This window comes from Clostridium thermobutyricum DSM 4928, assembly GCF_002050515.1.
Taxonomy (GTDB): Bacteria; Bacillota; Clostridia; order Clostridiales; family Clostridiaceae; genus Clostridium; species Clostridium thermobutyricum.
The window spans coordinates 103,214-115,360 of record NZ_LTAY01000092.1 but is presented as its reverse complement, the minus strand read 5'-3'; the positions used below and the strand labels follow the sequence as shown (position 1 = coordinate 115,360).

Below are 12,147 nucleotides of genomic sequence, written 5' to 3'. Positions count from 1 at the left end.
TTTTAATTTTAGTCCTATCTTACTTAATATAGTTGACCTTGTTTAAATAAAGAAATATAATAGAGTTATATAAAAATGTTATTAAATTTCTTCATTTAGAATTAGTATTTGCAATGTTGTAGGAATTCTTGCAAATATTTTTCTATACTAGGTTGGGTGATTTGATTTATATACAAATATTAAGGACTAATTTAAGCAAAATCTTAATGAAGAAAATATGTTCAACTAACCTGAGTGAGAAAGATGTTATTCACGAATAATTTCCGAGGTTATTCCTGAATGATTAGTTTTATTTGAAAGGTCTTCAAAAAGTTATTTTTGTAGGCTTTTTTTGCTTTACACCCAACCATGTATAAAATTTAATTAAATGAGTAAGATTTACAAAAAATAATTATAATAAGAGTTTTTGCGTATAAAAAAAACTCATCCTATAACAAAGGACGAGATTATATCACGCGGTACCACCTTAATTTATTACATAAAATTTATATGTAACCTTAATAGCTTTAACGAAGCTTATCCGATAACACCTACTAATTAAAAATTAACTTTCAATGCATGACTCCAAGACGTATTCAAAGTAAATGTCCTTGCGCCTCTCATCATCCGGCAACTTTCTGTTAAGCTTAGATACTTCTACTTGCTCTTATCATTGTCTTTATTAATTATCTTTTGCAACTGCAGTAATTGTACTGCATGTGCTTATTATATATCTGAAAAAAATAATAGTCAATACTAAAAATTTTGAATGTATATTAATAAATTTAAAATATTAAAAAAGAAAAATACTTCTAAAATATTACAAATACAGGGTTTCCAAAGAGTTTTTTAAAATTTATTATTTCTTAATAAAAAGGTTCACATAGAATAAAAATTAATAAAAAAAAGAATACTAAATAATATATTTTTAAATATATGAGCGTAAAAGTAAAAAAATTTTTAGTTAAAATAAATTAAAACTTAAAATATAATAAATAATTTATTTGCTTTAAAAATAAATATATTTTTATTCGATTATGGAAAAGAGGTATGATAATGAAATTTTTAAGAGTTCTATTAATATTTGTTCCAATAAGTATAATAGCTAAGTTTTTTAATTTTAATGAAACTGTAATATTTATTTTAGCAGCTTTGGCAATAATTCCATTAGCAGGACTTATGGGAGAGGCTACAGAAGCTATTTCAATTTATACAGGGCCAAAATTAGGAGGATTTATAAATGCAACTTTTGGAAATGCTACAGAGCTTATAATATCATTTTTTGCACTTAAAAAAGGATTATTTGAAGTTGTAAAATCTTCTATAGCAGGTTCAGTTATAGGAAATGTTTTGCTTGTATTAGGTCTTAGTATTCTCGCTGGTGGAATAAAACATAAAACTCAAAAGTTTAATAAAAATATTATTGAAGTTAGCTCCAGTATGTTGTTATTTTCTGTAATTGGATTAACAATTCCTGCAATATTCACACATACTATGGATATAAATCTTTTAAATACAAGGTATGAAGGATTAAGTATTTTAGTTGGAATAATAATGATTGTAATATACATATTAAGTTTGATTTTTTCATTTTTTACACATAAAGATATATATGCGATAGAAGAAATTGGAGGTAATTCTAATCATAAAGTAGAAAAAGGATGGAGTATGTGGAAATCTATTTTTGTTTTGCTTTTAGCCACAGTTGTTATTGCAGTAGAATCAGAAATTTTAGTAGGTGCTGTAGAACCTATGACGCATGCTTTAGGTCTTAGTGAATTCTTTGTAGGAATAATAATAATTCCTATAATAGGTAATGCAGCAGAACATAGTACAGCAGTTATTATGGCAATAAAAAATAAAATGGATGTTGCGGTAGAAATTGCAATAGGATCAAGTTTACAAATAGTACTTTTTGTTGCACCAATTTTAATATTTTTAAGTTTACTATTTTCTCCTATGAGTATAATATTTAATGAATTTGAATTAGTGGCACTTATAGCATCAGTTTTTATAGCTAATAGAGTGGCAAGTGATGGAGAATCAAATTGGCTTGAAGGAGTACAACTTTTAGCTGTATATATAATAGTTGCAGCAGCATTTTTTATAGTGTAATAAGAGAAATAAAGGAATTATATAAAAAGCTAATGCTTTTTTATATAATTCCTTTTTGTTATACTTTTTATAAAAGATTAAAGAAAGTGACGTGATTAAATGGAAAAATTATATTATATTGATGGCTATATAAAAGATTTCTTTGCAGAAGTGACTGGTATAGAAAAAAAAGAAGATAAATATCATATAACATTAGATAAGACAGCATTTTTCCCAGGTGGAGGAGGGCAACCACATGATATAGGAACTATAGAAGGTGTTGAAGTATTAGAAGTATATGAAAAAGATGGAGAGATATATCACGTAGTAGAAAAAGAAATATTAAAAAAACATAGACTAAAATGTGAAATTAATTGGGATAGAAGATTTGACTATATGCAGCAACACTTAGCTCAGCATCTTTTGTCAGGATGCTTTTTTAAGTTATTTAATCAAAATACTGCTGGTATACATTTAGGAAAAGAGATTAGTACTATAGATATAGTAGGAAAATTAACAGAAGAACAAATAAGAAAAGCAGAAGCTTATGCAAATGAAAATATTTTTAAGAATCTAAAAGTTGAATTTTTATTTCCAGAAAAAAGAGAATTAAAGAAGTTAGGACTTAGAAGAGATTTACCTAAAACAGATGAAAAAATAAGAGTTGTAAAAATAGAAGATTTGGATATAAATGCATGTTGTGGAGTTCATCCTAGTAGAACAATAGAGCTTCAATGTATAAAGCTAAAGAGAGCTGAAGGTCATAAAGGGAATACTAGAATTGAATATTTAGCAGGAAGAAGAGCTATAAATGATTATATAATCAAAGACAATTTTTCAAAAAAAGTTTGTAATTATTTAAGTTGCAGTGAGGACGAAGTTATAAAAGGAATTGAAAATTTAAAAGAAGATATAAAAAATCTAAATAATCAAAATAGAGAACTTTTAGAAAAAACAAGTGATTATGAAGTAAAAGAAATTTTAAGTAAATGTGAATTAATAAATGGGATAAAAGTATTTAAAAAAGTATATGAAAACGGAAATATTAAAAATATAAATAAAGTTATAGAAAAAATATGTTCTATAGAAAAAACAATATCATTAGTTGGGATAACTAATGGAGAGAAGGCAAATCTTATATTTGCATCCTCTAAAGATAATGATATTGATATGGGAAGTTTATTAAAAGATTCTATAACTCTAATTGATGGTAGAGGCGGAGGAAGTAAATTTCTAGCTCAAGGCGGAGGAAAGAACAATAATAATATAGAAAATGCCTTAGAATATGCAATTAAAAAAATAAAAAATAATTAAAAAGGTCTTTAGTTTTACTAAAGACCTTTTTAATTACATTAATATCATTTTTCTATTTTTAAAATAGACTGGTTTCAAAGAAAGTTTTTTGCAAATTTCTAAAGCAATATTAAAGTCTGCGCCAATAGCATCATCAGTATGAGCATCAGATCCTAATGTAACATATTTTCCACCACATTTAGCATAAAGCTCATAAATATCTAAAGTAGCTTTATAAACATCCTCTAAATGTAATCTTCTAGTGTTTATTTCTAAAGCTTGTCCGTTTTTAATTAAAATAGAAAAAATTTGTTTTAAATATTCTCCATGTTCAGATACACTTAAATTATTATTTTCATAATTACAATAACGACAAGGATAGTCAATATGGCCTAAAGAATCAAAATTATTAAACTCAGTAATATATTGAATAACTGCATTTAAATAATTTTTAAAATAATCTTCTCTATTTAATCCTTTTTTAGAATAAGTTAAATAGATATCTTCATCATCAACAGAATGAACAGAACCTATAATATAATCAAATGGATATTTATTTGTTTTTTCAGTATTTTCTTTTACAATACTTGAACTTAATCCAATTTCAACACCTAGAAGTAAATTATCATTTCTATAGCTTGAGTATTTTTCAAAGAATTTATCTAAATCAACTCTAAATTCATTTTTTATATGGTAGTTTAAGTCTAAATGATCAGTCAATATTACTCCAATTTTTAATTCTTTAGATTTTTCTATTATAGAAGAAAGTTTCATTTGGCTATCAGATGATAATTCAGTATGAATATGAGTATCAAAAATCATTGTTTGTCTCCTTAAATAAAAATTGTTTTTTATATTATAGCATAGTATTATATGAATATATTAAGTAAAGATAAAGTATACTTATACTGGAGGAAAGAATATGAAAGAACTTTTTAAAATTAAAGATCTTGTTTTTTATGAAGAAGATTTTATAGATAACATTGAAGATTATGAGGATATTATTTATATAATTCAAGATTTCGCAAGTTATTTAGAATACGAAAAAATAGTTACAGCAGATGATAATGAATGTTGTAATAAAAGCAGAAATAACTATTTTATACAAATTCATGGATATATAGATGAAAATGATGAGTTTGTGACTAAAGAAGAAGTTGATAAATATAAAAATGTATTAGCAGAAAATAAATTAGATCTATTTGTAATAAGAATATTTAAATGTGTAGACTGTGGAAAATGGCTAATTGACATATTAGAGTAATAAATTAATGGGTATGATTTTATCATACCCATTATTAAAATATATATAAATTCAAAGTTATTAAGAAAAGATTAAAAATATTGATTTTAAATTAATAATTAATATATTATATTAATAAAAGGTTGTGTATAAAATGAAAAAAAATGTGGATTTAGATAAATTGAGAGATAAAACTGCTGAATATACAAAACTTTTGAAATATCCTAATAAATTAAAATTATTAGAATTTGGAAGTAAATATAAGAAGATTTTAATTCCAATAGTATTGATTTTATGTTTATGTTTTGGATATTTTTTAGGAACACCTAAAAATAATAGTCAACAAGTTTTAAATAAACTTCAAGTAGGTTTAGAAGATGGAAATGTTAGAACTTTAAATAGCATAATAAAAGTTAATGGTAAAAAAGCAACAGGAAATGAATTAAAGCCACTAGCAAAATATTTTCAAAATAGAAGTGATAAAGTAAGTGAATTTGTAGACTTAGTAAAAAATAATGGTACATCAAAAATTATGGAGCTTAAAAAAGAAAAAGGATTTTTAGGAGATAACTACTATATAGATCTTAAGACTTTTGATTTAAAAGTAAATTCTAATTTAAGTAACACAAATATAACTTTAGATGGACAACAAATTGAACAAGGAAAAGTAGTTAAAAATTTAATTCCAGGTGAATATACTTTAGAAGGTACTGTTGATAGCAAATATGGCTTAATAAAGGAAACTGGAGAAATAGCAGTAGTAGACAATACAAATATAAATTTAGATTTAAGAGGAGATACAGTAACAGTAAAATCTCCATATAAAGACGCCACTGTATTAATAAATGGAGTTAGTTCAGGTAAAACTGTAGAACAATTTAAAGATATTGGACCTATGCCAGTAGATGGAAGTGTATCTTTAAGTATAGAAAAACAATTTCCTTGGGGAAAAGTTGAAGGACCTAAAGTCCAATTAGAAAATAATTCAGAGGTAAACTTAACTCTTAATATGGCAAATGATGCTCTGTGGTCTGAAGTAGATAGTGTTATACAAGGGTTTTATTCAAGTGTTTTTACAGCATTAAATAATGAAAGTAAAGATAGTATCACAGGGGCTTCAGATGATGCAAAAAATAAAATTTACTCTATATTAGAAAAAAATTATGTATTCTTAAAAAATGATTATAAATTAGATAATTTAACTATTGACAAAGAAAAAAGTAATTTTACTTATGAGAATGGTATGTATAAAGGAACTGTAGTATGTGATGTAAATTATACTATAAGTAAAAATATATTTGGAATAATAGGGATTTCAAATACAAAAGAAAATAAAAAGTTTTTTACAAATGTAATTTATAAAGATGGAAAATGGATTGTTAACAATGTAGAAAATTTTTCACTTTAGAAATTAATTTAAGGGGGATTTAAATTTATGAATAAAAAAAGGCTTTGTACTATGTTATTAGCTGTTGCTATTACTACACCACTTATAGGTGATGTAGTGGCATCTGCTGATACAAAATCACAAAACCAAATTAATGCTAATAAAGAAAAAATTAATGAGCTTGAAAAGGAAAAAGAAGATTTAAAGAATGAAAAAGATGAAGAAGTTCAAAAACTTTCAAAAGTTATGAAAGAAATTGAAGAAATGACTAAAAATCTTGACAAATATCAAAGTGTTGTAGATGAATATCAAAAAAAGATAGACTCAATAACAAGTGAAATAAATGCTTTAGAAAATAGAATGGCAGAAATGCAAAGACAAATAGATAAAACAGAAGCTGATATACAGCAGAATGAAGAAGAAAAAGCGAAAAGAGAACAAATTTTAGGAGAAAGATTAAGTAGTTATTATAAAATGGACTTCCAAGCACAATTTTTACATATGCTTTTCTCAAGTGAAAGTATTGGAGATTTCTTCTCAACATTGTTTAACATAGATAAAATATTAAAAACAGACAAACAACTTATAACAGAAATACAAGAATTAAATGTTCAATTAGAAAATGAAAAAAAGTCAATTATAGAAAATAGAACAAAGGTTGAAGAAGATAAAAATAGAGTTGAAGAAAGCAGAGCAGAAGAACAAAAGCTTCAAGATAAGGCTATAGTTGAAAGAAATAAATGGCAAGCGCAAGTAGAGGACTTAGAAAAGATAGAAAATGAAAAAAGAGATATTTTAAGTAAATTGGAAAATAAAGAAAAGTCAATTGAAAATCAAATAGGAGATTTAATGGACTTTAATAAAGAGCTTCAACAAAAAATTGATGGGATATTTGATAATATAGGAAATCAAGGCGGAATTGCTCCATCTTCTAGTGGATTTATTAGACCAAGTGGATATGATATATCAAGTAATTATGGTCCGAGAAAACATCCTGTTACAGGAAATCCAAATGGATTTCATACTGGAACTGATTTTGCAGCACCTTATGGAGCAACTACAATGGCAGCTAATAGTGGAACTGTAGTATATTCAGGATGGATGAGTGGTTATGGACAAACTATTGTAATTGATCATGGTGGAGGAGTTCAAACTCTTTATGCACATTCAAGTAGTTTACTTGTGTCAAATGGACAGAAAGTACAAAGAGGACAAGCTATTGCTAAAGTTGGAAGTACTGGTATGAGTACAGGGCCTCACTTACATTTTGAAGTTAGAATAAATGGAAGACATACTAATCCTATGAACTATATTAGTTAAAACATATAACATATAATTATATTGCTTGAATTGTGATATAGTTATATGTTAATTTTATTTATAAGAGAAAAACCTATACTTAAAAAGTACAGGTTTTAAAATTTATACAAATAATGTATAAAGGTTAGATTTTTGTTAAATTCTATTTAGTGGATAAAAAATAGAATTTTATATCTAATTAAAATTATACATTATGTAAATGAAGTTTAAAAGATTATAAATAAATATTAACTGCATGTTCAAAAATAAACAAAATTTATTTGAAAATAAAAATATGGTAAGATTAAAGGAGAAATTATTATGATACATTTAGAAAAAGATACACTTTTAAAAGATACAATGGAATATGAAGAATATACAAAAAATGAAGCTAAGTTAACAGATGAAGAAAAAAGAGCTTTAGGAATTAAAGTATGTTCTGGATGTTGCAAAAATAGAAAATAAATATTAATTGGGAGGGAACAAATTTGGCTAAGCCGAGTATATTTAGTAAAGACTACGAGAAAAAAATGAAAAAAAGAAGATTGAAAATTTTAATAAGCATAATAGTAGTCATATTTATTGCTTTAGGTCTATTTTATCAGTTTAAGCTAAAAGGTATGGATTTTAACCAAATTGTCAATAATCTTCAAGCATGGGCTAATAATGATTCTGTTTCAAATGAACATCAACCAGTTAAAAATAATCAAACTCAAAAAGAAGAAGCTAAAAACACTGTAGAAGAACAAAAACCGTCTGCTCCAGTAGATTCAAATTTAGAGTTTAAGCTTTTAGATAATGAGGTTGTTAAATTTAAAGTTCAAGAACAAGACGGAAATAAAACATTTTTAAATATAGAAACAAAAGGTTTTTATAGTAATATATCTCCAAATAAAAAAGAAGCTGTAGTAGAAGATGAAAATCAAAATATGTTTTTAGTAAATATAAATGGTGAAGTTAAGAATATAACTAAGGCAGAATATGTTTCAAGAAGAGGAGATAAATATCCAAAGGATGCTATGATACAAAAAGAAAAAAACTCTGGAGTTAATTATTTATGGGGAGTAAATCCAACTTTCATAGATGATGATACTATAGTATATATAAGCAATCTTCCTTATTTTGGTGCATCAGCGAAGAATAAATATTTATGGATATATAATATAAAAAATTCTACTTATAAAGCTATATGGAATTCAGCATCTAATGACTTAGAAATACTAGGTGCTAATGAAGGTAAAAATAATATTAATGTAAAAGTTGGAAATGTGGAATATATTTTAGATAATCAGGGAAAGCTTTTTAAAGAATAAAATAGGAAGTAAGTAACAATAAAGTTTGATAATAGGGTCTAAACTGTGTTATAATATCCTAGTTAATAAATGTGAATAAGAACTATTTTAGGAGGAATAAATAAGATGGAAGCTAAAATGGAAAAAATAGAAGCTAACGTTGTAAAATTTGAAGTAAGAGTAGAGGCAGAAAAATTTACTGCTGCTTTAAATAAAGCATTCAATAAAAACAGAAATAAATTTAACATACCAGGATTCAGAAAAGGAAAAGTATCTATGGCAATGGTTAAGAAATTCTACGGATTAGAAGTTCTTTTTGACGATGCTGTAAATACAGTAATAAGTGAAACATACCCATCAGTAATAGATGAAAATAATATAAGACCAGTTGACTTCCCATCAATAGATGTATTAGAAGTTGGTGAAGGAAAAGAATTAGTTTATACAGCTACAGTAACTGTATATCCTGAAATAGAATTAGGAGAATACAAGGGATTAGATATTAAAAAACCTGTATACGAAGTTTCAGAAGAAGAAATAGAAAACCAACTTAAAGGAATGCAAGAAAAGAGCGCTAGAGTAGAAGTTAAAGCAGAAGGATCTGTTGTTGAAAACGGAGATATAGCTGTTATAGACTTCAAAGGATTTATCGGAGATGTTGCATTTGAAGGTGGAGAAGGACATGATTATCCATTAGAAATTGGTTCAGGATCATTCATTGGAAACTTTGAAGAACAATTAGTTGGAATGAAAGTTAATGATAGCAAAGATGTTGTTGTTACTTTCCCAGAAAACTATGGAAAAGAAGAATTAAATGGAAAAGAAGCTAAATTCGAAGTAACTGTAAAAGAAATTAAAGTTAAAGAATTACCAGCTATAGATGATGAATTTGCATCAGAAGTTTCAGAATTTGAAACTTTAGAAGCTTTAAAAGCAGATATGAGAGAAAAATTAACTGCAGCTAATGAAGAAAAAGCAAAAAGAGAATTTGAAGATGCTTTAGTAACAGCTGTTATTGAAAATTCAAAAATGGATGTTCCAGCTGTAATGATAGAAAAAGAAATAGATGCTATGGTAGCAGATCTAGAAAATAGATTAAAATATCAAGGATTAACTCTTGATCAATATATGCAATTCACTGGAAATGATACAGAAAAAATGAGATCATACATGAAAGAAAATGCTGAAAAGAAAGTTAAAGGTGAATTAGTAATCGAAGCTTTAGCTAAAGCTGAAGATATAAAAGCAACAGAAGAAGAAGTTAATGAAAAAGCTTTAGAATTAGCTAAAATGTATACTTCAGAAGACAAAGTAGAAGATATGGCTAAAATGTTAGCTACAGCTCAAAAAGCTATGATTGAAAAAGAAGTTGTAGTTGTAAAAGTAATTAAATTATTAGAAGATAACTGCAAATAATTATAAAATATAAATAAATATGTAACTTATATAATTGCCAGAGAAATTTTATTTTCTGGCAATTATTTAAAATAAAAATTAATAAGATACTTAAGATTAATATTCAAATATTTTGTTAATACTAATAAATGTTACATTTTAAGGAGGGGAAAAATATGAGTTTAGTACCAATGGTCGTAGAACAAACTAATAGAGGTGAAAGAAGTTACGACATTTTTTCAAGATTATTAAAAGATAGAATAATAATGATAAATGGAGAAATAAATGATGTTACTTCAAATTTAGTAGTAGCACAACTTTTATTCTTAGAAAGTGAAGATCCAGATAAAGACATATATATATATATAAATAGTCCAGGTGGATCAATAACTTCAGGAATGGCTATATATGATACAATGAATTATATTAAGCCAGATGTTTGCACTATATGTATAGGGATGGCTGCTTCAATGGGAGCATTCTTACTTACTTCAGGAAAAAAAGGAAAGAGATTTGCTCTTCCAAATGCTGAAATAATGATTCATCAACCTTTAGGTGGATTCCAAGGGCAAGCAACAGATATAGATATACACGCTAAAAGAATATTAAAAATAAAAGATAAATTAAATAAGATTTTAAGCGAAAATACAAATCAACCTTTAGAAAAAATAAAGGCTGATGTTGAAAGAGATTACTTCCTAGAAGCTGATGAAGCTATGGAATATGGATTAATTGACAAGGTAATTCAAAACAATGAAATTGAAAAATAGTAGTATACTTTAGTGAGGTGAATTTATGGCTAAGTATGAAGATAAAAAACAACTAAAGTGTTCTTTCTGTGGTAAAAGTCAAGAGCAGGTTAAAAGACTAATTGCTGGGCCTGGAGTGTACATTTGTGATGAATGTATAGAGTTATGTTCAGAAATCATAGAAGAAGAAATAGTGGAAAAGAAATCAGGTGTAGTACTTGAAAAATTACCAAAACCTGCTGAAATAAAGAAATATTTAGATGATTATGTTGTAGGTCAAGATAGCGCAAAGAAATCTTTATCTGTAGCAGTTTATAATCATTATAAAAGAATAAATTCAAAACAAGGTATAGATAATGAGGTAGAACTTCAAAAAAGTAATGTTTTATTATTAGGTCCAACTGGTTCTGGTAAGACACTTTTAGCTCAAACCTTAGCAAAAATATTAAATGTACCTTTTGCTATGGCTGATGCTACTACATTAACAGAAGCAGGATATGTTGGAGAAGATGTTGAAAATATACTTTTAAAACTTATACAAAATGCAGATTATGATATTGAAAAAGCCGAAAGAGGTATAATATATATTGATGAGATTGATAAGATTACTAGAAAATCAGAAAATCCATCAATAACTAGAGATGTATCAGGTGAAGGAGTTCAACAAGCTTTATTAAAAATTCTTGAAGGAACAGTAGCTTCAGTTCCACCACAAGGTGGAAGAAAACATCCACATCAAGAGCTTTTACAAATTAATACAACAAATATCCTATTTATCTGTGGAGGAGCTTTTGATGGTATAGATAAGATCATCGAAAAAAGAACAGAGAAAAGTGGAATTGGGTTTGGAGCAACTATACAATCTAAACAAGAAAAAGATTTAGGTGTATTATTAAAAGATATAATGCCTGGAGATTTACTTAAATTCGGATTAATTCCTGAATTTGTAGGAAGACTTCCAATAGTAGTTACTCTTGAATCATTAGATGAAGAGGCATTAGTTAAAATATTATCTGAACCTAAAAATGCTCTCGTAAAACAATACAAAAAGTTATTTGATTTAGACAATATTAACTTAGTATTTAAAGATGAATCTTTAAGAGCTATTGCTAAAGAAGCAATTAAGAGAAAAACTGGAGCAAGAGGATTAAGAGCCATAATAGAAGAAGTTATGATGGAAATTATGTTTGAAGTTCCATCTGATGAAACTGTTAGTGAAGTTATAATAAATGAAGAATGTATAACTTCTAAAAAAGATCCAGAAATAATTAGAGGAAATTCTAACGAAAATTTATTAGAAAGTCCTAAAATAGAAGAATAATAAAAACTCATCTTTGTAATTCAAAGATGAGTTTTTTTAATATTTAAATATTGGATTTTTATAAAGATTGAAAAATAAGTTACTTATGTTATACT

11 protein-coding genes and 1 other annotated feature are annotated in these 12,147 nt (G+C 26.2%); of the genes, 10 read left to right on the top strand and 1 reads right to left on the bottom strand.

Going from position 1 to position 12,147, the window contains the following annotated elements; translation table 11 throughout:
* Positions 1-433: 433 nt before the first annotated feature.
* Positions 434-662: a binding site (T-box leader), on the bottom strand.
* Between the two features lie 373 nt (positions 663-1,035).
* Positions 1,036-2,094, top strand: a complete 1,059-nt coding sequence (cax, locus tag CLTHE_RS14435) for a calcium/proton exchanger (protein ID WP_080024069.1) — start codon at positions 1,036-1,038, stop codon at positions 2,092-2,094.
* Between the two features lie 99 nt (positions 2,095-2,193).
* Entirely contained in the window at positions 2,194-3,387 is a 1,194-nt protein-coding gene (locus tag CLTHE_RS14440; RefSeq protein ID WP_080024070.1) for an alanyl-tRNA editing protein, read from the top strand.
* A gap of 33 nt (positions 3,388-3,420) precedes the next feature.
* On the opposite strand, the gene CLTHE_RS14445 is transcribed toward CLTHE_RS14440, so the two are convergent.
* Positions 3,421-4,188 carry a histidinol-phosphatase HisJ family protein gene (locus CLTHE_RS14445; RefSeq protein ID WP_080024071.1) on the bottom strand — a complete coding sequence of 256 codons (768 nt, stop codon included), beginning with the start codon at positions 4,186-4,188 and terminating at the stop codon, positions 3,421-3,423.
* Positions 4,189-4,288: 100 nt separating this feature from the next.
* On the opposite strand from CLTHE_RS14445, the gene CLTHE_RS14450 reads away from it, so the two are divergent.
* The 8 genes from CLTHE_RS14450 to clpX all read left to right on the top strand — a co-directional run bounded on the left by CLTHE_RS14450 (position 4,289) and on the right by clpX (position 12,052).
* Positions 4,289-4,630 (top strand): hypothetical protein, encoded by a 342-nt coding sequence (locus CLTHE_RS14450; RefSeq protein ID WP_080024072.1) that lies wholly within the window; start codon positions 4,289-4,291, stop codon positions 4,628-4,630.
* Between the two features lie 133 nt (positions 4,631-4,763).
* Entirely contained in the window at positions 4,764-6,017 is a 1,254-nt protein-coding gene (locus CLTHE_RS14455) for a TcaA 3rd/4th domain-containing protein (protein WP_080024073.1), read from the top strand.
* Positions 6,018-6,044: 27 nt separating this feature from the next.
* Entirely contained in the window at positions 6,045-7,316 is a 1,272-nt protein-coding gene (locus CLTHE_RS14460) for a murein hydrolase activator EnvC family protein (RefSeq protein ID WP_080024074.1), read from the top strand.
* Positions 7,317-7,616: 300 nt separating this feature from the next.
* A complete protein-coding gene (locus tag CLTHE_RS16925; RefSeq protein WP_002596997.1) occupies positions 7,617-7,760 on the top strand; it encodes a hypothetical protein in 144 nt (47 codons plus the stop codon).
* Positions 7,761-7,783: 23 nt separating this feature from the next.
* A complete protein-coding gene (locus CLTHE_RS14465; protein WP_080024075.1) occupies positions 7,784-8,608 on the top strand; it encodes a hypothetical protein in 825 nt (274 codons plus the stop codon).
* A gap of 105 nt (positions 8,609-8,713) precedes the next feature.
* A complete protein-coding gene (tig, locus tag CLTHE_RS14470; protein WP_080024076.1) occupies positions 8,714-10,003 on the top strand; it encodes a trigger factor in 1,290 nt (429 codons plus the stop codon).
* Between the two features lie 155 nt (positions 10,004-10,158).
* Positions 10,159-10,752, top strand: a complete 594-nt coding sequence (gene clpP / locus CLTHE_RS14475; RefSeq protein ID WP_002597000.1) for an ATP-dependent Clp endopeptidase proteolytic subunit ClpP — start codon at positions 10,159-10,161, stop codon at positions 10,750-10,752.
* Positions 10,753-10,777: 25 nt separating this feature from the next.
* Positions 10,778-12,052 (top strand): ATP-dependent Clp protease ATP-binding subunit ClpX, encoded by a 1,275-nt coding sequence (clpX, locus tag CLTHE_RS14480; RefSeq protein WP_080024077.1) that lies wholly within the window; start codon positions 10,778-10,780, stop codon positions 12,050-12,052.
* Positions 12,053-12,147: the final 95 nt, after the last annotated feature.